General features: G+C 72.3%; 16 protein-coding genes. 5 read left to right on the top strand and 11 right to left on the bottom strand.

Annotated features, from left to right (window positions below):
* Positions 1-151: 151 nt before the first annotated feature.
* Complete coding sequence (locus tag WME75_RS24475; RefSeq protein WP_437475795.1) at positions 152-2,173, top strand: lipoxygenase family protein; 2,022 nt, start codon at positions 152-154, stop codon at positions 2,171-2,173.
* 227 nt (positions 2,174-2,400) lie between these two features.
* Positions 2,401-4,044 carry a protein kinase domain-containing protein gene (locus WME75_RS24470; protein ID WP_437475794.1) on the top strand — a complete coding sequence of 548 codons (1,644 nt, stop codon included), beginning with the start codon at positions 2,401-2,403 and terminating at the stop codon, positions 4,042-4,044.
* 42 nt (positions 4,045-4,086) lie between these two features.
* Here the strand turns inward: WME75_RS24470 and WME75_RS24465 are convergent, their stop codons facing one another.
* Both WME75_RS24465 and WME75_RS24460 read right to left on the bottom strand, forming a co-directional pair.
* Positions 4,087-4,710, bottom strand: coding sequence for a carbonic anhydrase (locus WME75_RS24465; protein ID WP_437475793.1), 624 nt, complete (start codon positions 4,708-4,710; stop codon positions 4,087-4,089).
* 112 nt (positions 4,711-4,822) lie between these two features.
* Complete coding sequence (locus WME75_RS24460) at positions 4,823-8,770, bottom strand: M36 family metallopeptidase (protein ID WP_437475792.1); 3,948 nt, start codon at positions 8,768-8,770, stop codon at positions 4,823-4,825.
* 622 nt (positions 8,771-9,392) lie between these two features.
* On the opposite strand from WME75_RS24460, the gene WME75_RS24455 reads away from it, so the two are divergent.
* Entirely contained in the window at positions 9,393-10,352 is a 960-nt protein-coding gene (locus tag WME75_RS24455) for a diacylglycerol/polyprenol kinase family protein (protein ID WP_437475791.1), read from the top strand.
* Between the two features lie 2 nt (positions 10,353-10,354).
* Here WME75_RS24455 and WME75_RS24450 read toward each other — a convergent pair whose 3' ends face one another.
* The 7 genes from WME75_RS24450 to WME75_RS24420 all read right to left on the bottom strand — a co-directional run bounded on the left by WME75_RS24450 (position 10,355) and on the right by WME75_RS24420 (position 18,558).
* Positions 10,355-10,996 (bottom strand): HD domain-containing protein, encoded by a 642-nt coding sequence (locus tag WME75_RS24450; protein WP_437475790.1) that lies wholly within the window; start codon positions 10,994-10,996, stop codon positions 10,355-10,357.
* 155 nt (positions 10,997-11,151) lie between these two features.
* Positions 11,152-12,015, bottom strand: coding sequence for a mechanosensitive ion channel family protein (locus WME75_RS24445; RefSeq protein WP_437475789.1), 864 nt, complete (start codon positions 12,013-12,015; stop codon positions 11,152-11,154).
* Between the two features lie 324 nt (positions 12,016-12,339).
* Complete coding sequence (locus WME75_RS24440; RefSeq protein ID WP_437475788.1) at positions 12,340-13,218, bottom strand: SUMF1/EgtB/PvdO family nonheme iron enzyme; 879 nt, start codon at positions 13,216-13,218, stop codon at positions 12,340-12,342.
* Positions 13,219-13,765: 547 nt separating this feature from the next.
* The gene (locus tag WME75_RS24435; protein ID WP_437475787.1) at positions 13,766-15,022 is read right to left on the bottom strand and encodes a matrixin family metalloprotease; all 1,257 of its coding nucleotides are present in this window, start codon (positions 15,020-15,022) and stop codon (positions 13,766-13,768) included.
* A 1-nt stretch (position 15,023) separates the two neighbouring features.
* Positions 15,024-15,596, bottom strand: coding sequence for a hypothetical protein (locus tag WME75_RS24430; protein ID WP_437475786.1), 573 nt, complete (start codon positions 15,594-15,596; stop codon positions 15,024-15,026).
* A gap of 373 nt (positions 15,597-15,969) precedes the next feature.
* Positions 15,970-17,958, bottom strand: a complete 1,989-nt coding sequence (locus WME75_RS24425) for a DUF4139 domain-containing protein (protein WP_437475785.1) — start codon at positions 17,956-17,958, stop codon at positions 15,970-15,972.
* Between the two features lie 117 nt (positions 17,959-18,075).
* Positions 18,076-18,558 (bottom strand): peroxiredoxin, encoded by a 483-nt coding sequence (locus WME75_RS24420; protein WP_437475784.1) that lies wholly within the window; start codon positions 18,556-18,558, stop codon positions 18,076-18,078.
* A gap of 270 nt (positions 18,559-18,828) precedes the next feature.
* On the opposite strand from WME75_RS24420, the gene WME75_RS24415 reads away from it, so the two are divergent.
* A complete protein-coding gene (locus WME75_RS24415; protein WP_437475783.1) occupies positions 18,829-19,986 on the top strand; it encodes a hypothetical protein in 1,158 nt (385 codons plus the stop codon).
* A gap of 68 nt (positions 19,987-20,054) precedes the next feature.
* Here WME75_RS24415 and WME75_RS24410 read toward each other — a convergent pair whose 3' ends face one another.
* Entirely contained in the window at positions 20,055-20,540 is a 486-nt protein-coding gene (locus WME75_RS24410) for a hypothetical protein (protein ID WP_437475782.1), read from the bottom strand.
* Positions 20,541-20,875: 335 nt separating this feature from the next.
* The gene (locus WME75_RS24405) at positions 20,876-22,450 is read right to left on the bottom strand and encodes a serine/threonine-protein kinase (RefSeq protein ID WP_437475781.1); all 1,575 of its coding nucleotides are present in this window, start codon (positions 22,448-22,450) and stop codon (positions 20,876-20,878) included.
* 168 nt (positions 22,451-22,618) lie between these two features.
* Here WME75_RS24405 and WME75_RS24400 point away from each other — a divergent pair, with 168 nt between their 5' ends.
* A complete protein-coding gene (locus tag WME75_RS24400; RefSeq protein WP_437475780.1) occupies positions 22,619-25,264 on the top strand; it encodes a protein kinase domain-containing protein in 2,646 nt (881 codons plus the stop codon).
* Positions 25,265-25,348 lie beyond the last annotated feature (84 nt).

Here is a 25,348-nt window from a genome sequence, read left to right as displayed (position 1 = left end):
CTCGTTTCCTGTGGGCGTGAGGACGAGGCGCTCGCCCGGCGTTTCTCGACTGGCGATCTGCAGATCTGGCAACGCGCCGGATTGCCAGCAGTGGAAACCCGTCGTAGCGTGCTGCTCATTGCAGTTCCTTCAACACAACATCGAGGGCATCATGAGTAACCCGTCCCTGCCGCAGAAAGACTCTCCCGCGGAGCAGCAGCAGCGCAAAAACGAGCTCGCTCAAGCCCAGCAGACCTACGTCTACAACCACAACACCCGTCTGGCGCCCCTCGGGGTGGCTCAGACCGTTCCGAGCGGACAGGGCTTTGCCCCCATCCTGGTGGGGTCGGCGGCGCTCGTGGTTCTCGATCTCGTCGGCAATGTGGTGGCCAAGGCGTCCAAGCTCGTGGCCGCGGACGGCTCGCTTCGCACCGCCGACGGCGCACCGCTGGACAAGGCGACGAGCGACAGGGTCCAGGGCGTCTTCCTCGATCTGAAGCAACGCCACCGGAAGCTCACCCTCTTGCTGACGCCGCTCCACGCCGAGCCCGAGCGTGCCCCCGCGCCGCCCCCGCGCCAGCCGGCGGTGGCGCTGTTCGAGGGGGCCGCGCAGAAGCTCGTCACGGCGGTGGAGAGCCGCGTTGTGGGCAACGCCCTCGGCACGATGGACTATCCCGTCGAGAAGGTGGGCGACGTCATCAAATCGTTGCTGGAGCTGCTGCTGAGCGCCGCGGGGAAGCTCCTTCTCGATCTCGTCGGGCTGTACGGGCAGGCGACCAGCGTGTACGACTATGCCTCGGAGTTCCAGACGTTCCGCGTGCCGGAGATCGCGAGCGTCTATCAAGACGACACGACCTTCGCCTGGATGCGGGTGGCGGGGCCGAACCCGCTCGTGCTCAGGCGCGTCGCGTCGCCCGGACCGAGCTTCCCCGTGACCGACGCCCAGTATCAATCGGTGATGGGCAAGAACGACTCCCTGGCGAGCGCAGGTGAGGAGGGGCGCCTCTACCTGGCCGACTACAAGGCGCTCTCGCAGCTCGTGCCCGGGACCGCGCCGGAGCAGCAGAAATACGTCGAGGCGCCGCTCGCGCTCTTCGCGGTGCCCGCCGCGGGCTCGCCTGGCCGTCTGCTCCGCCCGGTGGCCATCCAGTGTGCGCAGACGCCGGGCGCGGCGAGCCCGATCTTCACGCCGTCGGACGGCGTGGGGTGGGAGGTGGCCAAGCTCCACGTGCAGGTCGCCGATGGGAACTACCACGAGCTGATCTCCCACCTGGGGCAGACCCACCTCGTCATCGAGGCGTTCGCGATGGCCACGCCGCGGCAGCTCGCCCCCGAGCACCCGGTGAACGTCCTGCTCACCCCGCATTTCCAGGGCACCCTGGCGATCAACAACGCTGCCGAGGCCGATCTGATCGCCCCCGGAGGCCCGGTGGACAACCTGCTCGCCGGGACGATCGCGTCGTCCACCCAGCTCGCGGTCGACTCCGTGCTGAGCTACAGCGTCAATCAGCAGTTCCTCCCGGCGGCGCTCGCGCGCCGGGGCGTCGGCGATCCGGATGCCCTGCCGATCTACCCCTACCGCGACGACGCGATCCTCCTCTGGGGAGCGATCCAGCCGTGGGTGTCGCGGTACCTCGCGGTCTATTATACCAGCGATGCGGACGTGCAGGGCGATTACGAGCTGCAGAGCTGGATCGCCGAGCTGTCCTCTCCGACGGGAGGCGCCCTGAAAGACATCGGCGAGGACGGGGCGATCCGCACCGTGGCCTACCTGGCGGATCTTCTGACGCACGTGATCTTCACCGCCAGCGCCCAGCATGCGGCGGTGAACTTTCCGCAGCGCTTCATCATGGGCTTCACCCCGGCGCTCCCGCTCGCCGCCTACGCCCCGGCGCCGAGCGTCACCACGGGTCTGCCGTCCTCGGAGATCTACCAGCACCTGCCGCCCCTGCAGCAGGCGCTGCTCCAGCTGAACGTGATGACGCTCCTCGGCGGGGTCTACTACTCGCGCCTCGGCGACTACGACCGGAACATCCCGGGCACCTATTTCACCGACGCGCGGGTCCGCGAGCCCCTCGAGGCGTTCCAGCGCGCGCTGATCGAGACCGAGACGATCATCGGCAAGCGCAACCTCCAGCGCATCCCGTATGTCGTCCTCCTGCCGTCCGAGATCCCGCAGAGCATCAATATCTGAGGCGGTCGCGGAGCGGGGACGCTGTCGTCCGAACAGAAGGAGTGCAGAAGAACCGATGCGGCACCTCGGGCGAGGAGCCCGGCTCTGCCTGACATCGCTGCTCGCCCGCTGCGGACCCTTGCCGGTGGGGATCGCCTCGCCCATGTTCCCGACCGCAGGACCGCATCGCGCTGCCGGGCCCGGGAGGCCGCGGCTGCCTCTCCGCGTGGTCACCTCGGCGAGAGAACATGGACGCATCCATCCTTGGAGTCCCGGCGCCGGGCGAGATCCTCGCGGACAAGTATCGAGTCGAGCGCGTGCTCGGGCGCGGCGGCATGGGCGTGGTCCTCGCCGCGGAGCACCTGGCGCTGAGGCAGCCGGTCGCGCTGAAGCTGCTGCTCCCGAGCTGCATGCAGTCGACAAGCTCGGTGGAGCGCTTCCTGCGCGAGGCCCGCGCGGCCGCGTCGCTCCAGGGCAGGCATGTGGTGCGCGTGCTCGACGCCGGCCTGCTCGACGCGGGCACGCCGTACCTGGTCATGGAGCGCCTGACGGGGCTCGATCTCCGGGAGGTGCTCCGCCGGCGCGGCCACCTCCCGGTCGCCGAGGCCGTCGACCTCGTCTTGCAGGCGTGCGAGGCGATCGCCGAGGCCCACGCGCGTGGGATCATCCACCGCGACCTGAAGCCGGCCAATCTGTTCCTGGCGAAGGACGAGCGCGGCGCGGCGCTCATCAAGGTGCTCGATTTCGGCCTCTCCAAGTGCACCGCGGACGACGAGACCTGGAGCCTCACGAGCCCGAACGTGATCGCGGGCTCGATCCCGTACATGGCACCCGAGCAGGCGCTCAGCTTGAAGTGGGCAGACGCGCGCGCCGACATCTGGGCGCTTGGCGTGATCCTCTACGAGCTCATCACCGGACACCGCCCCTTCGAGGCCGGGCGGACGCCGGAGAGCCTGCTCATGGGCCTGGAGTCCCCGCCGGCGGCCGTCAGCGCGTGGGGCATTGACGTGCCGGCGGGGATCGAGAGCGCGATCCTGCGCTGCCTGGAGAAGGATCGCGGCCTGCGCCCGCAGACGATCGCCGAGCTGGCCCAGTCGATCGAGCCGTTCGGGACGCCGGTGGCCCGCGAGTGCGCCGAGCGCATCCTCCGCTGCTGGACGCCGGGCGACCCCTGCGCGCCGTCGCTCGCGCCCACGGAGAAGGCCTCGCCGGCGCGAGGAGACTGGACGCGCCCCCACGACGAGGGCGCGACAGAGAGGCTGTCGCCGGACGCGAGCGCCACGCAGCGGTTGGCGGCCGACGCCCGGCCGCGCGCGCACCGGTCCGTGGCCCCGCTCGTCACCCCGGCCGCCGGCACGAGAGCGCTGGATCGGCGGCTCACCGTGGACGCCGGCGCGATCGCGCCGGCGCGGTCTCGGCGGGGCTTCTCCGTGTTGCTGGGCGGCGCCGTCGTCACCGCCGCGCTGCTCGCCTGGGCGCTCTCGCGCATGGCGCCGTCGCTCGATACGGCGTCCGACAAGATCGCCCCGGGGCGGCTCGCGAGCTTCGCGCCGCTGCCCGCCGGACCGGCGAAGCCGCTCGACCCGGCCACCGCGGCGCAGATCCGGCTGGGCCGGATGCTCTTTCAGGACCCGCGCCTGTCCGAGCACCACCGGGTGCCCAGCCTGCGCAACGTCGCCCAGACAGGGCCCTATTTCCATGACGGCTCGGTCTCCTCGCTGGAGGAGGCCGTGAGGATGATGGCGAGACACCAGCTCGGGAAGGAGCTGCGCGACGACGAGGTGCGCCTGATCGTCCTCTGGTTCGCCACCCTGACAGGCGAGATCCCCCGCGCCGACATCGAGCTCGACGAGGCGTCGCGCGCGATCGTGACGCGCCGCGCGGCGCCGTGAGCGTCGGCGCCCCGGAGCACGCCGAGGCGGCGCGATCGGGCTTCACGCGCGCTTGAAGAACGTCACCTCGCCGGTCTCCAGGGCGTACTCGGCGCCCACGATCATCATGCTCTCCTCGGCGCAGAGCCGCTCGAGCAGGCGGCTGCCGTGCCGGAGGTGATCGCACGAGTTGCGCACGTTCGCCCGCATCGCCTCGCGCAGCAGGAAGTCCCTGGAAGCGTGGCTGCCGGCGGCGCTCAGCACCGTCTCCACCGGGGATCGGCAGCGTTCGACGATATCGCGGATGTTGTCGGTGAGGGGACCGCCGTGCTCCTCCTGGAGCAGCTCGCTCAGCGTGGCCTCGATGGCGCCGCAGCGCGAGTGGCCCATCACCACCGCGAGGCGAGTCCCGAAGGCGGCGGCGGCGAACTCCACGCTGCCGATCAGCGAGGGCGCCACCACGTTGCCCGCCACCCGGATGACGAACAGCTCGCCGAGCCCCTGATCGAAGATCAGCTCGGCCGGCGCCCGGGAGTCCGAGCAGCAGAGGACGATGGCGAAGGGCTGCTGCCCGTCCACGAGCGCGGCCCGCGCCCGCTTTCCCAGCACGACATGCTCGCTGCGGATGTTGTCCACGAAGCGCCGGTTGCCCTCGGCCAGCCGCTGCAGCGCTCGTTCGGCGGACATGGCGGGCTCGGAGGGCGGAGGATTGCTGATTCCCATGCGGTCGGCCACCGTGGTGGACCCGGCGGCGGGCGTCAATGGGCGGTCTCCCGCCTCACCCGGCGCTCGCGCGGGGTCACCCCCCGACGCCGCGCCGCCGCCGCCGCATCGCGAGCGCCGCGACCGCCGTGAGCGCCCCGAGCGCGCCCAGCGGAGCGCGCGGCGCTCCCCCCGGGATCGTGCACCCGCACCCCTCCGGCGCGAGCTCCCTCGCCGGATCGACGACCACGCTCACCTGGTCGGTCGCCTCCAGGAGCCCGTCGCCGACCTTCACCTCGAACGCGAAGGTCGTCGCCGCGGCCACCTCCGGCGCCACGAAGGTCGCCTGCGCGCCCTCGCCGGTCAGCTCGACCGCCGGCCCCGCCGTCTGCGTCCAGGAGAACGTCAGCTCGTCCTCCTCGGGATCCGAGCTCCCCGACGCGTCGAGCGTCACAAGCTCTCCGATCGCGACCGCCTGATCCGTTCCGGCGTCGGCCACCGGCCCTCTCTGGCAGGAGGCGGTGTCCTCGACGAGCGTCGCGAACGGTTTGTTCTTCACGCCCGTAAACCCGATGTCGTCGAGCTCCCAGCCGGTGTCGCCCGCGGCCTCGTCGGTGCCCACGCGGAACCGCACCCGCACCGTCTTCCCGGCGAACGCGGTCCCCAGGTCGACAGACACCCTGTCGGTCTCGGGCCACGACGGGCTCTCGCCGACAAAGGCCATCCGCCTGGCCAGCGGATTGCCCGACTCGCCCGTGATCTTCCCGCTGTAGCCCGGATCCGCCGTCCTCGCGAGGTCGACCCACGTCTCGCCGCCGTCGGCGCTGATCTCGATCACCGCGCCGTCCCAGGACGTGCCGTCGCTCGCCTCGAACTGGTGCCGGTGCGCGAACGTCAGCACGAAGCGCTCGGTCTCGCTGACCTCCAGGGCCGGCGACACGAGCGCCGCGTCGGACAGGCTCCCCAGGTCCACGCCGCGCCACACGCGGTTCGGCGCGTCCCCCTCGGCGCGCGACCACACGAGCTCGCTGGAGAGCCCCTCGACGGTCCAGGTCGTGCTCTGCGTCTCCACGCCGTCGACCGCCGAGGACCCGGGGACCTCGTCGTAGTTCACGCGGCGCACCAGGGCCTCCACCCGCGTCGGCGTGCACGCCTCGGCGCTCTTCAGCGTCAGGCTGAGCTTCAGGTCCTCGGCGGGCTTCACGCTCCGGTCGAGCTTCACCGCCACGGTCGCCGTCCCGGTCGCGAACGGCGCGATGTCGCCGAACGACACGCGCGCGCCTTCCGGGAAGCTCACCCCGCCGCCCGGCCCCTCGATGGACGCCACCGCCCCGGTCAGCGGCGCCGTGCCGCGATTGACGATCTCGATCGCGACCGTGCCGGACTCCTCCGCGTCGAGCAGCCCGTCGCGGTCGCAGGAGCCGGCGCTGTCGTCGAGCTCCGCGCGGACCAGCGCGATCTCGGGCTGGATCTTGAAGCTCTCGACCACGCCGGAGAGGCCGTGCGAGTCGGCGCGCGGCGACTCGGCGCACGTGCCGGCGCCGCGCCGCGCGAACGCCTCCGCCATCGCGAGGAAGTCGCCCTGATCGCTGGCGAGCGCGGCGGCCAGCACGGCGTCGCGCTGCTCGGTGTAGGTCGGGTTGGCCGGGGCGAGCTTCATGCCCGCCACCACGTAATCGCTCATCCTCCGCCGGGTCTGCTCGAACGCGCGCGGCGGGGTCAGGCCGCCGCCGTGCCGGATCAGCGCGACATAGGCCTCGAACATCATGGCTGCCCAGACCTCACCGGCGTTGTGCACCTCGGAGTTCTGGGGAGCCGTGACGTTGAGCGGGTGGTCGGGGAGGCGCTCGTCGTCCGAGATGTGCTTGAACGTCAGCCCGTTCCTGCTGAAGTCGACGGAGTAGGGCGCGCGGCGGATGCCGAAGTAGCTGTCGCCCATCGCCGCGCTCCCGTAGCTCGAGAGCGGGTAGGCGCCGTCGAGGTCGTCGCCATCGCGCAGCGCCATGTGCAGCGCGATGAAATCCGCCCAGCCCTCGCTCTGCGCGCCGCACATCTGCGTGCCGCACGCGACCAGACGGAGGTGGATGTAATGGCCCCACTCGTGCGCCACGATGGTGTTGTCGATCGTGCCGTCGCGCTCCACGCTGGGCTCGCGGGTCATCGTGACCGCGAGCGGCGCCTGCGCCCCGGCGAGCGCCGCCTTGAGCGCGCTGCCGTCCTCGAGCGAGACGCTCTGGGCCGGCGTGGTCACCTCGGGCGCGTCGCCGGCGAGCCGCGGGGCCCCGTCGCTCACGCGGTTGTTGGCGATGATGACGCCGACGGCGCCCGCCTCCTGCGCGCTTTGCGCTTTCTCGGCGAAGGTGCACCCGCCCCGGTCGACGAGGGCGATCTTGCCGGCCACGTCGCTCGTGATCGGCCCGCACGCGTCGCCCCGGGGCGCGGCGTCGTCCTCGCCGAGGGCGAGCTCACCGGTCACCTCGTAGCGCTGGGGCCCGAACATGGCGGTGTTCGACGCGTAGTTGGCGTTCTGCGGCGTGACGCTCAGGGACCGCAGGTCCTGCCCGGACCACAGGTACATCTGCATCCGCGGCGACGCGCCGTCGTACGTCGCGTCCATGTTCGCGTTGTCGCGGCTGCCGCCGGGCGCGTCGTCCTGCGCCTCGGCGAGGAGCGGATCGCCGTCGAGGCCGCCTCGGCCGAGGTTGTCGCGCTGGCCGTTGCCCGCGGCCTCGGTGAAGCCGGAGTCGTAGTACCAGTCATGGAGCCAGTTCGTGACGTAGAAGACCTGGGTGACGGCCCCCATGATCTGCTCGGGCCCGGCGAGCGGCTCGGCGAGCGGGTCATAGGTGTGGTCGAACGCGCCCGGCCCCGAGAGCGCCGCGCGCGTATCGCCGCTGGAGAACCCGTCGGGCGCGTGATGATCCGCGTAGGCGTCGACGTTGTTGCCGCGGGTCGATGTCGCGTCCGCCGGCAGCCACGGATCGGCCTTGCCGTCCGGGCTCGTGTTGAACCCCTCGATGGAGATGAGGCTCGGCGCGATGAACCGCGGGACATGGCCGTCGGGCTGCCCGCTCGGGTGCGGCGACATGTCCTCGAGGGGCCCGCCGAGCGGGGTGTGCTTGTCCCCTTCCTCTGCCCAGACCCGGTAATCGAACGTGGCGGCGTGGGAGAGGTTTTCCCGGTAGAGATACCGCCCGTCGCTGGCCCCGAACACCCACGCATACGCCCCGGAGCTCGTGCTGCCGGCGTCGCCCGAGATGAGCTCGACGAAGTAGCCGGGCACGAGCCGGTCGGGCAGCGGAAACAGCACCTTCCTGACCCGCGCCGGCTGCGTGAAGCGCAGGCTCCCGGCGCGCTGGCGCGCGTGCGCGGTGTCCGCGAGCTCGAAGAGCCGATACCCGCCCTTCGCCTCGCCCCGGTCGCGGAGGTCAGCCGTCTTGATGTCGACGCGGTGCGCGTCGCGCACGGCGCGGACGATCGCCTGGGCCGGCGAGCCGGAGAACGCGCGGCTGCGCTTCGAGCCGGGCCGCAGCGAGCCGGCGCCGGGTGGAAGCGAGACGGCCGACGCGTGCAGGTTGCCCGCGAGCGCGACGAGCGCGAGGTCGCGCTTCATGAGCACCCCGAGCTCGCTGCGGAAGACCGGGACCCCGTCGACGTCCTGGCCCAGCGTCACGAGGATGCCGCCGCGCCCGGTGTCGTGGACGTGCCGCACGACGGCCGTGTCGAGCGCGGCCTGCGGCAGGTTGTAGAGGCGCGCGTACCGCTGCACGTACCAGCGCGCTGCGGCCTCCGCCGTGCTGTGGGTCGCGGCCGGCGGGCGGTGCTCCGGCGAGGTCGCCCACACGAAGGTCGGCACCCCGCGCTGCGGATCGGTCGACGCGACGACGACGCCCGGCGCATCCTCGTTCGCGACGCGCGCCACGCCGGCGGGCAGCGCCGGCGGCTCCTTGAAGTAGGCGTCGTGGTTCGGGCGCTCCCGCGCGTGGGCGAGGGGCCCGGCGAGCAGCGCGAACGACAGCGCGGTGTACCGAACTGAAACCTTCATGTTCCTCGATTCTCCGATTCCGAGGGAACGACGCCTATCGGACGCGCGCGCGAAGGCCGCGCGCTGCGTCCAGGGCGCCTCGCGCCCACCCGTCGAATCCGCGACGCGAGGCACCCTAGCCGCAGCGTACGTGCAGGGGAAGCGCGACGGCTCGCGCTCTGTGCGGAGTCGTAAGGTGCCTCTCATGCGATTTCGTCCCGGTGCTTGTCAGGGCGCGAGTCGGGCGGATCCAAGGCCGGAATGGAATAGCGAGGATACCTTTCGCCACACTCCATGAATCCATGAATTGCGCTGTTGTGGTCGCTGCCGACGAGTCGGGGCGAGCCGGTCGCGGCGTGTGCCGTGGCCGCCGCGACCTGGGCGACCTGGGCAGGAGCGGGGCCGTCGCGCCTGCGGCCTCATCCGGAGTCCGGCCACGTGGCCGGGCGGACGGCGGCTCCTGCGCGCGGTCTCATGGGGCGGCTGTCCTGCGGCGCGGGTCCGAGCGTGAAGGCGGGTGCGCAGTGACGCTCCGTGCGGCGCGCCTCATCGGCTCGGGCGCAGCGAGCCAGCCCACCTGCGGGTATGACGAAGCGCTGACATGCCGCGCGGGGCTCTGGAGACTATCCTCACAAAAGCCAACGTGATCCACGCTTTGCACGTCGAGACCAAGCTCGTCTCCGAAGAGCTCTGCGCTCTTCTGCGTCAAGTTGATCCCGCGGTCTTCGTCTTCCGGGACGAGCCCGAGGTGCGCGCCCGGGTCGATCGGGTTGTGTCGCGGCTCCGGGAGCTCGTCGTGGCTGCCGAGCGCGACGATGCGGCGGGCACGGTCGGGCGGCTCCGCGAGCGCCTTCGCGCGTTGCTCGCGGCGGTCGAGCGGGCGACCCCGACCGGCACGCCCTCGCCCAAGGCGGCGTGGATAGCGTTCCAGCGGGAGGTGCAGCCTGCGTACGAGTCGTTGCTGCTGACGCTGCGGGGGGTCGTCGTGGCGCCGCCGAGCGTCAGGCCGACGAACCATGCGCGCAGCCTGTGGCACGTGGGCTCGGGGCTGGCGGTGCTCGGGCTGATCCAGCTCCTGCCCGAGCGCGGCTGGCTGGTGACCGTGAGCGGCGCGTTCGCGGCGGCGGCGTGGTCGATGGAGATTGCCCGGCGGGTGAGCGAGCGGGTCAACGATCGGCTGATGCGGCTCTTCCGGTTCGTGGCGCACCCGCACGAGCGTTACCGGGTGAACTCGTCGACCTGGTACGTGACGGCGCTCCTCTTGCTGGCGCTGTTCGGGACGCGGCTGAGCCAGTCGCTCGCCGTGGTGGTGCTCGCGGTGGCCGATCCGGCGGCGGCGCTCATCGGCCGTCGTTTCGGCCGCACGCGGCTGCTCGACGGCCGCTCGCTGGAGGGGACGCTCGCCTTCTTCGCGGCCGGCGCGCTGAGCTCCCTCGCGGTGATGTGGGCGCTCGGCCCCGCGTCGCTCTCCTCGCGGCTCGTCCTGGCCGCCGTCGCGGGCCTGGCCGGGGCGGCCACCGAGCTGTTCTCGTCGCGGATGGACGACAACTTCACGATCCCGGTCGCCGTGGCGGCCGCGGTGACCGTCGCCGGCGCGGGCTGATCTCAGGGCATCTCGCCGCGGATCTCGACCGCGAGGCGGGCGAGGTACTGTCTCATGAACTCCGCCCGTCGCGCCCCCTCGCGACGCCCGGCGGCCGTCCTGAGGCTCTCGGCGGTCTTGAACAGCTTCACATGGAAGTGGTCGATGGCGTTCTCGCGGTCGTCCCACGGCCTCCGCTCGGCGAACGGATCCTGGGGATCGTAGAACCGCACGCCGAGCAGGCCGCCCACGGCGAAGCAGCGGGCGATCCCGATCGCCCCCAGCCCGTCGAGCCGGTCGGCGTCCTGGACGACCCTGGCTTCGACGGTGGTCGGCTCGATCCCCGCGCTGTAGCTGTGGGCCTCGATGGCGTGGGCGATGTCCGCGAGGAAGGCCTCGGGGTACGCGATGCTCCGGAGGAAGCGCAGCGCCTCCTCCGCGGAGAGCCGTGAGGCCTGGGAGCGCCTCGGGTCGTTCTTGGGAACGTTCACGAGATCGTGGAGCCAGGCCGCGGGGACGACGACCTCCAGCCTGGCCCCTTCGTCCGCCGCGAGGGCCTTTGCCGTGGCGACGACCCTCGTGAAGTGCGCCAGATCGTGCGCCGGATCATCGCCGAGGTCGGTCTGATCGAGCTTCCTTGCAAGGAGCGCTTCCCAGTCCTTCATCCCCCGCCTCTTATCCAAGGACACGAGCGCGGGCAATGACGACAGGACGGGCCAGCGTCTTGGCTTACGCCCAGCGGACCCCGCGCTGCGCGCCGCTCACGAAGTCTCCGCTCGACCGCGCGCGGCAGCCCGCGCGCGATCGAGCGGCAGCGGCGTCAGGCCACCGGGTGCGCCTCTGCGCCCGCGCTACGCGGGGGAGACGTCGCCGCGAGCTGGTTGATGTGCACGTGCTGGCTCGGGACAGGGAGCCCCAGCTTGCCGAGCTCCTCGCGGATGACCTTGTTGGTGGCGAAGTAGACGTCCCAGTAATGATTGCCAACGCAGAAGGGCCGGACGGCCAGCACGGGGCCGGCGAGGTTGAACTCCAGGATCTCGACGGTGGTCGCGGGCTCCTTCACCACGTTGGGGATGAGCGCGAGACGCTCCCTGAGCCGCGCGATCGCCGCCTCGTGATCCGCGCCGTGCGCGAGCTGCGCGGTGCAGTCGACGCGGCGGAGCGGGTTCGTGCTGTAGTTCTGGATGGTGTCGCTGAAGATCTTGCCGTTGCCCACGATGGTGCGGACGTTGTCGGGCGTGTCCAGCGTGGTCGCGAAGAGCCCGATCGAGTGCACCAGGCCCGTCACGCCCCCGGCCGTCACGAAGTCGCCGGTCTTGAAGGGGCGCAGGAGGACCATGAAGATGCCCGCCGCGAGGTTCGAGAGGAGCCCGGACCACGCCATGCCGATGGCGATGCCGACCGCGGCGAGCAGGCTGGCGAAGGTGGTCGTCTCGACGCCGAAGACGCTGAGCACCGCGATGACGAGAAGGATGTTCAGCAGCACCGAAGTCGCCGACTCGAGGTAATGAGCCAGCGTCACGTCGAGCTTCTTCAGCGTGGTGCTGCGCTGCATGACCGCGAGGACCCCCCGGATGATCATCCGGCCGACGATCCAGACCAGGATCGCGCCCACGATCTTCGCGCCGACGCTCACCCCGAGCGCCACCCCCATATCCACGTACCGCTCAACTCTCTCGTCCATCTCAAGCCTCCTGGCGGCGTGTGCGCCGCTCGCGGGGGCCCTGAGCAAGGCGCGTGCGCGCCTCGCTTTGTGCGAGCTTTCCCCGGGCCGCCACCTCTATCACGCCGTACGGTCGGTCCGCGAGAGGGGACACAGAGATCTTCGAGCATCAGCCTTGCGGCCTGCGCACATCAGCTGACCGCGGAGCTGGCTCCTGCCTGCACCAGGAGTCGCCGCCGGCGCCTTGCAGCTCGCCGGGGCCCGCAGACCCCCGTGAGAGCTCGTCCCCTTGCTCGCGTCTGCGGTCAGTCAGAAGGCGAGGTCGCCACCACGGACCCGCGGGTCCTACGTCGCCTGCGGCTCGACGTCCGAGCAGCAGCGGAAGCCGACCTCGTAGCCGTAGTCGTCTTCCTTGTGAAAGGTCGTCATCGGGCGGCACTGGCTCCGGACCGGACCCCACCATCCGCCCTTGAGCCCGCTGCGATAAGGGGCTTTCTGATCGGTGCGCACAACCCACTCGTTGGCGTTGCCGTTCAGATCGAAGACGCCTGCCCACGAGGCGCACGCCGCGCGTCCGCCGGCCGGCTCGCGGCCGTCCAGGCGTGACAGCTCGGCGGCGCATCGCTCGTTCTGCTGGCATGCTTCGTAGTGGAGCAGCCGCTGCGAGTGGTCCGGAAAGCGGTAGTCTCGGTCCTGATTGCACGTCTCGGCGTCCCGCTGGTAGCCGTAGGCGTAAGGCAGCGCCTCGGGGCCTTCGCAGGCGAAGTTGAACTCGGCCTCGGTGCACAGCCGCTTGCCCTCCGCCGCACAGAGATCGGCGGCTTGCTCCCACGAGGTCAGCGTGCGCGGCAGCTCGCCCGGAACGTTCGGGTACTCGTACCGGTCCATGCAGAACGAGAGGTTCTCGTTCTTCTTGGCGACGCACCGCGACGGCTCGCGGAAACGCACGCATCGGGCGGCCACACCCGGCTCACCGTGGCGCTTCGTCCACTCGGGGTGGTACTCGAGGCATTCTTGCACCACGGCGGGGCAATACTCGCCTTCCACCCTCACCATCCCGCCCGGGCACCCCTCGGTCCATCCGGGCAGGGCGACCGGCGCCTCGTTCGTCGTGGGATCGGCCAGCGGCCCGTCGGCCTCCGTCTGCGGAGCCGCGACCTCCGCCTCCACCTGCGGAGCCGCGGCCTCCGCCTGCGGAGCCGCGACCTGCGGGGGGTCGGACATCTCCCCGGAGACCTCGCGAATCTCGACGGTTCGAGCTTCGCCCACCTCCGCGTCCGAATGACTGCCGCAGCCTGAGGCCGCGACGCCGAGCAGCGTTATTACCGTGATAGCCAGGGTTCGCACGTTGACCTCTTCCCACGTTTGCCTACATTAGCGCACATGCGTGGGCCAAGATTGAGCCGAGCTCGCCTTGATCTTCCTGCGAGCGTCGGGACCTGGCTGGAGAGAGTGCAAAATCTCGGCCTGCTGCCGTGCCCCGAATTCTCGGCGCACGCGGCGGGTCGGTCTGTCGTCGTCCCGTGGTGTGGCCGCTCAGCCGGCCAGGACGGCCGGCCAGCGCGCGGCCACCTCGGCACACGCCCCGCGCGCGACATGCGCGCCCTACGTCGTTCTTGCGTGGCTGACTGGCCGCCGACGCCCCGCCTTGCCCACGCGCGATCGAGGGTCCTCGATCAGCGCGAGCGGCGGCGCCTCGGTGGGATGATCCTCGACGCGCGCACCGCGAGCAGGGACGGCGCCACCGGGCGTGGTTCCCCCGGGAGGAGCGTTACCCGCGACCGAGCGGCGCTCGGCGTTGACGCCGGCGCGAACCCAGCGCGGCGACCACGCCGAGGAGCACGAGCCCTCCGAGATCGGCCGATCGACCGTTCGTCGAGCAGGAGCACCCGGAATCGCCGCCGGACCCCCCGTCGTCCGGCGGGTCCTCGGTCGGCGGGTCGGCGCCGCCCACGCCGCTGCCCGAGGCGACCGACGAGCTCGCTGTCGCGCTCGCGGTCGATTCGCCGCCGGTCGATGAGGTCGACGTGCTGCTCCCATCCGCTCCGCCGGCACCGCCGCTGCCCCCGCCGCCGCTGCCTCCGCCGCCGCCTCCTCCGCTGCCGCCCCCGCCCTCGAAGCCGGCGCACTCGGAGGTGCACTCCGTCGAGCAGTCGTTGCACATGCATTCGATGATGCGGATATAGATGCTGGCGCCCGCGGCATGATCGCTCATGCAGCGCTCCACGCAGGCGTTGTCCTGGCAGTCGGCGTAACAGCCGGCGAAGGCCCGGCACGAGGTCGACGCGCCGCAGGCGTCATACTGCGGCCTGCAGGTGTCCGCGAGCGAGCCGTTGAAGCAGCTATCGCAGCCGTCGCCGCCGCCGCTCGTGGCGCTCGTGGCGGTCGTGACGCTCGTGGTCATGGTCTCGCCGATGGGATACAGGGTGCACACGCCCTCGACGTCGTCGTCCTCGAGCGTGCGCATCGACGCGCCGACGACGTAGTACGGGGTCATCGTCGCGCTCCGCTCGCTGGAGTGGCCGAGGCCGAGGAAATGTCCCTCCTCGTGTGTGGCGATCGACTGTGTGTCGACACAGCCGTCGTTGCCGGTGTCGTTCCAGCAGAACCCGACGTTGTTGAAGACCATGTCGGCGTCGCCGATGAAGCCGTCAAAACCCCAGGCCGGCATCGTGACGCCGATGACCGAGTTGACGTCGCCGAGCATGTTCGGCCAGGAGTCGCTGACCCAGTGGAACACGTTCTTGCGGTCGTTGTAGTTGTGACGATCGGTGGTGTCACCGAGGAGGCTGGTCTGCCACTCCGAACACCCCGTGCTCGACCACGCCTTGAACCCGGACTCGACGCGGGCGACGGCGAAGCCGGCGATCGAGCTCGGGATCGACGCGTTGTTGATGTAGTAGCTGACGGGCAGCTGACCCCAGCGGGGGACGCTGGAATCGACCGGCGTCCACGCGGCGGCCTCGGGGACCGCGGCGTGGAACGAGAGGGCGCCGAGCAAGGCGGCGAGGGCAACGGGGCGCCTCACCTCACTTCACTCCCGCGATGCGGACCACGTCCGTCATGAGGCTCTCGATGGGCTCGACTTCCTCGGCGGGCGCCTTGACGGGCACGAGCGCGCCCCCGCTCCGCTGGACGAGGTGCAGCCCCTCGAGGCTGCGCCGCGCCAGACCCTTCGTGTCGACGTGATAGACCGACAGCGCGAGCGCCGTGAAGTGCCATCGCCCCTTGTCGCCTGGGCGCAGGAAGACCACGGCGTCCTCGCCCTGCGAGAGCCTGGCGTCGCCCAGCAGCCGCTGTGTCTTGCCGTTGTAGGTCCCGCCGACCTGCTCCAGCACAATCACCTTCACGCCCCCCTTGTCCGCCTCGCCTCCCTTGAGCGGCTGAGTGATCGTGAGCTCGGTGCGGGTCACGATCGATTTCCCGTCGTCGGACTCCGTCGCGTACGACTGGCCGACGGTCACGCGCGCCACTGTCGCTGACTTGCGCACGAGGTCCTCGCGCGAGAGCAGGACGGCCGTCGTCGCGTCGGCAGGCGTGCCGAGGCACAGCAGCGCCACGGCAGCGGACAGGGAGAGCACTGCGTTCACGCTTCTCTTCATGTCGATGACTCCTTAAGATCGTCTTTTCTATCCCGAAGCGCGCCCGGCGGCTACACAGGAAGCAGCACCGATTTCGTGCTCGCGGTGCTGCGATGCGGCACATCTGTCGTGACAGCGGATCATTACGCTGTAGCGCGGCGTCACGCTGTGATCTGCGGATAGGCTCGTTGCCGCTCGCGCGGTGGTGCGCCGGCCGGCGGAGCCGGAGACGGGCTCGGCTCTTGCCGCTGCTGCACCCAGGGGACACGACATGGCCCCGGAACGCTCGATAGCGCCTAAAGCCCACTGCCTCGGCGATTCGAGGAGACGCTGTTCGTTGGCGGCGCGACGGACAGCGTCTCCTCGGGCGGGCAGCTCGGCTCGGCGCGCGGCGCTAGGGCGCGAGCGACAGGTCGCGCACGTAGTCGGCGAGCGCCCGCTCGGCGCCGGCCACCGCCTCGCGCGCGCCCGGGAGCTTCGCCGACACCGCCGCGATCCGGTCTTCCTGCTCGCTGAGCGTCCTGAGATAGCGCTCGTGGAGCGCGCTCCCCGCGGGCACGACCTCGAGGTTCTCGCGCACGCGCTCCTGCTCGCCGCGCAGCGCCGCGAGCTCGGACTCCAGCGTCGAGAGCGCGCGTTGCCGGCCTTCGATCGTCGCCCTGAGCTCCGCGATCCGCGCGAACACCGCGCGCAGCGCCTCGGGGATCTCGCGCGAGGACAGGTACACCCCGATCTGCTCGCTGGAGAGGCTCGTGAGCGCGATCGTGTGCGAGATGGGCTGCTCCAGCGCGACCGTGAGCCGCGCTGTCTCGCCCGCGGCCACCTCCCGCCGGATGCGGTAGCGGTCGCGCGTCACCTCGACGCCTTTCTTCGGCTCGGCGAGCTCCCAGCCGGCGAGGCGCGGGTGCTCGATGAGCACGACGCGCGGCTCGCGCGCGGCGCCCACGATCGTGTAGACCGTCACCTTGCGGGCGGTCCGGACGATCTCCAGCATACCGCCCTGGATCCGCGCGCGCGAGAACGCCTCCTCGGCCCGCTCCTCGCGATCGATACGCACCTTCCGGTCCACGGCGAAGCTCACGAGCCGCGACTCGCCCGGCGGCAGCGGCGCGAGGCGGGCGTCCCCCACGTAGGTGACGACCCCCCGGGCGGAGCGCTCGTAGACCGTCATCGCGCCGGGCGGCAGGCTCGTGTCGCCGTCGTTCCGCAGCCGCACCGAGGCGAGCGGGCTGCGCGCGCTCGCCTCCCGCTTGTAGAGCCCCACGCGCTCCGCCGGGACCTCGCGCTCGACGATCGGGAGGAGCGCCGTTTGCCCGCCCGCGATCGTGAGGGGCGCCGGGAAGTGGAACATGACCTGCGTCGCCGCCTCCTCGCGCTCCGGCTCGCCCTTCTCGGCGGCCGCGGGGGGCGCCTCGGCGGCCGCGCCGGCGTGGGCGCGCGCGGGCCGCGCCGCCCTGGCCGCGAGCGCCGCGGCGCCCTCGTCGAGCCGCGGCAGCACCCGCTCGGCGACGTCGACGGGCACCTCGGGGCGGGACACATAGTAGATCTCGTAGAGCGCCTGGCGGAACGTCACCGGGTTGCCCGACACCAGGGTGAAATCCACGTTGTCCCAGTCGCCGCCGCTCTGGTTCTCCACGATGGCCCACCCGGAGAGCGCGGCGGTCGTCGTTTGCGGGTCCTCCGGCACGGTCAGCCGATACGATGTCTTCCAGAGCGGCACCTCGATGACGTAGGCCACCCGGACGACCCGCTCGCCCTCTCCGGCCGTGCGCACGACGAGCTCGCGGCGGTTGCGCTCACGCCGGCTCGCGAGCCCGAGGAGCGCCGCGCTGACCTGCTGTCGCAGGCGCTCCTCGACGAGCTCCACGCCGCCCGTCTCCTCCAGGACGACCTGCTTCAGCGCGCCTTCCGACATCAGCGCGAGCCGGTGCCGGTCCTCCGAGCCGCCGCCCGGCAGCGCCACCTGCGCCGCCGTGACCGAGACGATCCGCCCGACGATGGCCCCCTCGGGCCCCCGGGTCCGCACCTCGGCGCCGCGCAAGGCGTTCAGCAGGGCGGCCTCGGATTCGAGCGCTCCCTCGTCGAACGGGAGCTCGCGGAACAGATCGCGCAGCGGCTCCCTCCCGGGAAGCGTGATGTTCCCGGTCGCGCCGCGCTCGTCGTAGACGACGATGCTCTTCAGCACGTCGTCGACCTGATCGAGCCGCACCTCGAGCGCGAGCTCGGCGTCGCCGCGGACGCGCGCCTCGTACTCGAAATACCCGACGCCGCCGGTCGAGAGCACGACCCGGCGGAGCGAGAGCGCGTCCGCCGCGGCCCCCGGCCGGGAAAAACCCATCGCGGCGGCCGCCAGCGTCGCTGTCGTCCACAATCCATTCTTCATCGTCGCCTCCCCCCGGCGGAGGCGTGCGATGGCCCCGCCGTGTGGGTTCATAACGCCCCTCTCGAGGGCGTCAACGACGGGCGACGGGTGGAGATCGGGCGCCGCTCCCGGCGCCTGTCAACCGCGGCCGGAGGCCTCGATCCGCTTCACGACGGCGAGCGCCTCCTCGACGTGCCTCGCCGCGCGGAGCTGGGAGGAGAAGACATGTCGAACGACACCCTCGCGATCGATGACGAACGTCACGCGGCCCGGGAGGAGCCCGAAGAGCGGCCTCACGCCGTAGCGCGCCGCGGTCTGCCCGCCGGGGTCGCTGAGCAGCGTCATGGGCAGGCGGTGCTTCTGCGCGAACTGCTCGTGGGATCCCTCCGAGTCGGCGCTCACGCCGATGACCTCGGCGCCGGCCTCCGCGAACGCGTCGTAATGGTCGCGGAACGCGCACGACTCCGCGGTGCATACAAGGGTGTCGTCCTTGGGATAGAAAAAGAGAACGACCGCCTTCTTGCCCCGGAAATCGGAGAGCTTCACCGCCTCTCGCCGCTGCGATTGCAGGGTGAAGTCAGGGGCGATCTCACCGACGGACAGGGTGGATTGACCGAGCATGAGGGTCCTCTACCCGATGCGCCGCGCCGCGTCCAAGGCCGCCGCGAGGCGCGCAGCGGCTCGCCGGCGCGGCCTGGCATCCGGTTTCTCTGCTCCGGAGGTCTCTTCGTGGTTTCCCGGCAGGCGCCCGGCCGCGGGTGGCGGGATCCTCTCGGAGGACCGTGCTCGCCCCCCGGGGAACCACGGAGAACTTGAGCAAGCGGTCATGAAGGCGCGCGGAGCGCGTCGGACACCGGCCGCGGGTGGGCGATCGGCTACCCTGGGCGCCCCATGGCCACCACGTTCGCTGCGTTGATCTTTCGACCCGCCGATATCCCGGACCGCGCGCTGTCCCAGGGCTTTGCCGTGGCGCTCGGCGGCTGGGGTGTCGCCTCGCCGCGCCTGTTCGTCGCGCCGCTCCCGGGCGTGCCCGGGTACTGCGCCGCGTACTACGCGAGCGGCGAGCCCGCCGGTGGCGGCGACGAGCTCGACCACCTCGTCGAGCTCTTCGAGGACGAGCTCTCCCCACCCGTCGCCGTGCTCGACGCGGCCGCCGAGCTCGATCACCCGGGGGCGACGATCTTCGTGCTCGTGTTCTCGGAGGAGGTCGTCCACGACGACGGCTGGCGCTTCGAGGCGAGCGGGTTCGTCCGCCATTTCGCGAGGGAAGGGGAGGAGGGCCTCGAGGCCGGCGTGGAGACGCCCGACCGGAGCGACCTCGTCGCGGTCGACATCGACCTCCCGGACGCCGCGACCGCGCAGGAGGAGCGCGACGCCACGGACCGGGCGATCCGGCCGCACCGCGGCTCGACGTTCCTCTCGGCCGAGCTGGGCGCCCCGGTGCTCGGCGCGCTCATGGGCGGCCTCTTCGCGCCCGAGCGCCGGGTCGAGGTGCGCCTCGTCGAGCCGGGGCCGGGGTCGATCGCCGACGAGGTCAAGCGGCTCAACCGGGTGCTCCGGCGCGAGGACGGCCGCGGCGTGCCGGCGGCGCCCCCGCCGCCTGTCCGCGGCGTCGCCCCGCCGGCCACGTACGCGGCGTTCGCGCGCGCCTACGACTGGGCCGATCCGGCGGATCCGGAGGACCTCTACAGGGAGCTCGCGATCGGCGCCGTGGAGGGCACGCTGCGCTTCCTCCGCGAGGACGAGCTCTGCAGCCACGAGCGCGAGCCCGGCTGGGACGCGGCGGCGGCGCGGCAGCTCTATCCGATCGCGCGGCTCTCGGGTTCGGCGCTCGGCGGCGGCGCGGCCCAGCGGGCGATCGTCGCGCTCGAGGCCGACGGCGAGCAGCTCTGGGTCGTCCGCGGCGGCACGAGCGCGGCGCCGGCCGGACCGACGTTCGGCGAGCTCCTGCGCTACCTCGCGCTGGGCTGGTCGCGCCGGAGCGACGCCGAGGAAGACCTCATCGGGGCGCTGATGCTGCGCGCGCGGCTCAGGTCCCTGGGGGGCTGAGCTCGACACACGGCGCGCCCGGCACCCCACGTCTGCGGAGGTGAGGCGCCGGGCTGCGCGCGGTTCGCTCAGATGAACGTGTGGTACGACGGGCGTCCGGGGCTCGCGGGGCGGACCGGGTACATGTCGGGGTCCTCAAGGACCCTGTGAAGCACGCCGGCCTCTCGTTCGCTGTGAGCGAATACGCTCACAAGGATCCTGCCCTGCTTGACGCCGGCTTCGTAGCGTTCCGCCCAGCGCTCCGGGACGCCGGCGGTGATGAGGATCTCGCGCAGGCCGCCGGTGATCCTGGCGCAGACCGCGCTCGCCACCACGGCGGCCAGCGGGCCGGCCACCACGAATTCGAGGTCGGGAACCACGGCGCTCATCGCGATCGCGGCGCCGAACGTGTGCGCCGGCGGCGTTCCGTCCGGAACCCTGAAGCACCTGTGGCGCGTCGCGTCGGTCATCAGCAGGCTGACCTCCTGTCGCGTGTAGCCGCAGTCGATGATGCGTTCCGCCGCGGCTTCCGCCTCGTCGCGCGTCTGTACCAGGCCAATTACGAGCTTCGCCATGAAGAGACCTCCTTCGCGTGAGCGCGTCCTCGCTCCGGGCCCCCACGACGGCTACCGCACGGTCCATGCCAGTTCGAAATTCTCTTGCAGCAATGCGATCGCGCCGATTTTCGCGGCCCGCACAGAGGGTGAGCGAGGCGGGATGCCGCACTGCGCCCACTGTGCCTCGTCTTCCGATGCCAAGTGCTCGCTCGCGCCGCGCGATATTCCACGTTTTGCAAGCGCATGGCGCAAGAACGCCGTGCAGGAGGTCTCGTCTGGCCGGTTCGGTGGCATCCGCCGGCGTTCGAGGTCGCCCGGAGCGGCTGGAGCAGCGCGGCAGGGCGAAGGCCGCCTCAGAAGCCGATCGTGTCCTCGAGCGGTGGGGGCGGCGGCCTCGTTGCCGCCGGGCGACCTGTCGTCCCCTGCGGTGTGACCCGGCCGCGGCCGTCCGTGACGCCGCGTGGCACCGAGGTCGCGCTGGGCTTCGTCGCCGCCTTCGCGCCTGCCTGGGGCGCCTTCGCGCCTGCCTGGGGCGCCTTCGCGCCGGCCACGGCCTCCGCCGTGGCCGCCTTCGCAGGCGCAGCCGTGGTGGTCGTCCCGGTCTCAGCGGGCTCGGCCTGCCCCGGCGCTGTGGCGCTGGCCGGCGCCGCCGCGGCGCCCTGCACAGCGGGCCCAGCCGGCTGCGCTGCGCCCGGCCCGGCTTGCCGGGCGGCCGGGTCGTCCGAGGAGGGGGACACCTCCACGGTGGGCGACCGCCTCGTCACCAGGAACACACCCACCGACACGGCTGCCCCCAGGGCGAGCGCCGCCGCCAGGATCGCCGGCGCCCATCTGCGGGACCCGTCCGTCCCCGAGGTCGCCATGCCGGCGAGCGTCCGCCCCGGCGTGCCGGTGGTCGAGAGCCGCGCGCCCGGCGCCGACGACGGCGTGCCGGTGGTCGACAGGCGCGCGCCCGGCGCCGACGGCACCGGCGTCGGCGCCCCGAACAGCACCGGCTGCGACGCGCTCCCGGGCGCGACCCCGTGGCTCACCCGATCTCCGCTGGACGAGGGATCGTTCGTGAACGGCGTGCGCGCGAGCCCGAGGACCGCGTGCTCCAGCGCCTCCGCCATCTGCCGCGCCGACCCGAAGCGCGCCGCGGGATCGAGCGCCAGCGCCTTCTTCATCCAGGCGTCGAGCGCCGGGGAGAGCTCCGGCCTCAGCGCGCTCGGCCGCGTGAAGATCCCTGTGTGAAGCACCACCGACAGCGCGCCCAGCGTCTCGCCGACGAACGGCACCTGCCCGGTGAGCGCGTGGTAAGCGACCACCGCGAGCCCCCAGAGATCGGCGCGGAAATCGACGTGCTTCGCGCTGAGCAGCTGCTCGGGGCTCATGTAGAGCGGCGTGCCGAGCACGCTCCCTGTCGACGTCATGCCGAGGTCGCCCTGGGGCGCGCCCTGGACCCGCTTGGCCACCCCGAAATCGACCACCTTCACGAACACCTCGCCCTCGACGTCGAGCAGGAAGATGTTGTCCGGCTTGATGTCGCGATGGACGATCCCGAGCTGGTGCGCCCGCCCGAGCGCCTTCGCCGTCTGCGATACGATCGTCGTGACCTCGACGGGCGGGAGCGCGCCGAGCCGCTGGATGCGGCTCTTCAGGTCCTCCCCCTCGAGCAGCTCCATCACGATGTACGGCACGCCCTCCTGCATGACGCCGTGGTCGAAGACCTGCGCGACGTGCGGGCTCTTGATCTGCGCGGCCGCCATCGCCTCCCGCCGGAAGCGCTCCACGAAGCCGCTCTGGTCCGCGTAGGCCGGCGACATGAACTTCACCGCCACCTGCGTCCCGAGCGCGAGGTGATCGGCCACCCACACGCTCCCCATCGCCCCCTTCCCGAGCTCGCGCGCCAGCCTGAGCGTGCTCGTCACGTGCTGTCCGGGGTTCATCGGGGGTCCCTCTCCAATCCGCCGAGCCGCCGACCCGAGAAGGCGTCCTGTGCGCGAAGCGCGGTCCTCCGGGCGTCTACGCGCACAGCGTACAACAAACACCCCGAACCGTCACCACCGAGCGCGCGGACCGCGGACGTGGCAGGGGCTCTCGGATAAGCTCTCGCCATGCGCGAGGGCACGCTGGTCGCAGGCCGGTTCGAGGTGCACCGCCTTGCCGGCGCCGGCGGGATGGGCACGGTCTACCGCGCGACCGACCAGCTCACCGGCCGCCCCGTGGCGCTCAAGGTCGCGCTCCCGGAGCTCGCGGCCCGCTTCCGGCGCGAGGCGCGCCTGCTCGAGGCCGTGCAGCACCCGCTCATCGTCCAGCACATCGCGCACGGCACGAGCGACGACGGCGCCCTGTGGCTCGCGATGGAGTGGCTCGACGGCATCACGCTCGACGCGCGCCTCCAGGAGGGGCCGCTCCCCGTCGCCGACGCGCTGCTCGTCGCGCACCAGATCGCGGAGGCGCTCGCCGCGGTGCACGCGCTCGGGATCACGCACCGCGACCTCAAGCCGAGCAACGTGCTCCTCCGCGACGGCAGGGTCGACGGCGTGGTCCTGCTCGATTTCGGCGTCGCGCGGGCGGCCGCGTCGACCACCCTCGTCACGGAGGCCAGCTCGCTCGTCGGGTCGCTCGGCTACGTCGCGCCCGAGCAGGCGCGCGGCGACGCCGAGGTCGACGCGCGCGCCGACGTCTTCGCGCTCGGGGTGCTGCTCTTCGAGAGCATCGCCGGGCAGCGCCCCTTCGCGGCCGACGACCCGCTCGCGGAGATGTGCCGCATTCTCCTCGAGGAGGCGCCGCGCCTCGCCGATCGACGCCCCGAGGTGCCGCCCTCGCTCGACGAGCTCGTCGCGCGCCTCCTGGCGAAGGACCCGGCCGCGCGCCCCGAAGGCGGCCGCGCGGCGGCGGCCGCGCTCGCGGAGATGCGCGCCCTGCTCGCGCGCTCGCCCGGCGAGGGCGGGGACGGCGCGCCGGCGTCGGTCACGGGCGACGAGCGGCGGCTCATCAGCGTCGTCCTCGTCGACGTGGGCGCCGCCGACCCCGAGCCGGCGAGCGATCGAGGCGTCGAGCGCGTCGTCTCGGACGTCGCGGAGGCGTTCGGCGGCGAGCGCGTGCGGCTCGCCGGCGGCACGCGGATGGTGCTCCTGTCCTCGCACGCCGACGAGGCGTTCACCGGCCGCGGCGGCTCCGGCCCGATGGTCGCCTTCGACCTCGCGGCGCGCGCCGCGCAGTGCGCCCTCGCGATGAAGGCGCGCCTGCCCGGGCGCCCGGTCGCGCTCGCCACGGGCCGCGCGCAGGTGGGCGAGCGCCTGCCCGCGGGCGACGTCATCGACCGCGCGGTCGCCCGGCTGCGCGAGGCCGGGGACGACGTGTGCATCGACGAGGTCACGGCGGGGCTCGCGGCCCCGCGCTTCGAGGTGATCGGCGACGGCCCGTCGTTCCTGCTGAAGGGCGAGCGCGACGGCACGGAGCCGGATCGCACGCTCCTCGGGCGCGTCACCGCGTTCGTCGGGCGCGACCGTGAGCTCGCGATGCTGCGCGGCCTCTTCGAGCAGAGCGCCGACGAGCCCGTGGCGCGCGCCGCGCTGGTGCTCGGCGAGGCGGGCATCGGCAAGACGCGCCTGCGCTGCGAGCTCGTCCGTGTCGTGCGCGAGGTCGACGCGCGCGCGTCGGTCTACGTGGCGCGCGGCGACCCGATCGGCGCGGGGGCGCCGTTCGGCATGCTGGGCGAGATCGTCCTCGCGGCGGCCGGCTGCCTGCCCGGCGAGGCGATCGAGGCCCGGCGCGGCAAGATCCGCGAGCACGTGGCGCGCGCCGTACCGGCCGCGGACGCGCGGCGCATCGCGTGGTTCCTCGGCGAGATCGCGGGCACGCCGCTCGACGATCCGGATCCGGAGCTCGACCTCGCCCGGGGGGACGCGGTCCTCCTGGGCGAGCAGGCGCGCCGCGCCGTGCTCGACTGGCTCGCCGCGCGGTGCGGCGAGGGGCCGGTCGTCGTGGTGCTCGAGGACATGCACTGGAGCGATCACGCCTCGGTCTCGGTGCTGGACGAGGCGCTGCAGGCGCTCTCGGATCGCCCGCTCCTCGTGCTCGGCTTCGCGCGCCACAGCGTGATGGAGACGTTCCCCGGGCTGTGGGTTCCGCGCGGCGTGCAGCACATCAAGCTCGGCGCGCTCAGCCCGCGGGCGGCCGAGCGGCTCGTCCGCAGCGTGTTCGGGGACGAGCTCGCGCGGTCCGAGGCGGCGCGGCTCGTCGAGCACGCGGACGGCCACCCGTTCTTCCTCGAGGAGCTGATGCGCGCGCGCGCCGAGGGCCGGGGCGACCTGCCGCCCACGGTGGTGGCGCTGATGCACACGCGGATCGAGGCGCTGCCGGCCGAGGCGAGGCGCACGCTGCGCGCGGCGAGCCTGTTCGGCGGCAGCTTCTGGCCGGAGGGGGTGCGCCAGCTGCTCGGCGCCGGCACGTCGGCCGAGTCGCTCGATCGCTGGCTGAAGAGCCTGCTGTCGGAGGAGCTCGTCGCCCGGCGGGGCGTGTCGCGCTACCCCGGGCACGAGGAGCTCACGTTCCGTCACGCCCTCGTGCGCGACGCCGCCTACGGGATGCTCACGGACGGCGATCGCGCCGCCGGCCACCGTGCGGCCGCGCGCTGGCTGCGCTCGGTGGGTGAGACCGACGAGCGGGTGCTGGCCGAGCACGTCGAGCGGAGCGACGAGCCCGAGCGGGCGGGCGGCGGGGCGCTCGCCGCCCGCGGCCCGGCGCAAGCGTGAGAGCGCGGCAGCGAGCAGCAGCAGAAGGACGAAAAGGACGAACGAAGGCGACGGCGCGTAAAATGGCCGGGTTGATGGATTTCC

It is taken from the genome of Sorangium sp. So ce1014, from assembly GCF_051521505.1.
GTDB lineage: Bacteria > Myxococcota_A > Polyangia > Polyangiales > Polyangiaceae > Sorangium.
The sequence above is the reverse complement of the archived record's forward strand: the minus strand, read 5'-3'. Positions and strand labels throughout refer to the sequence as shown.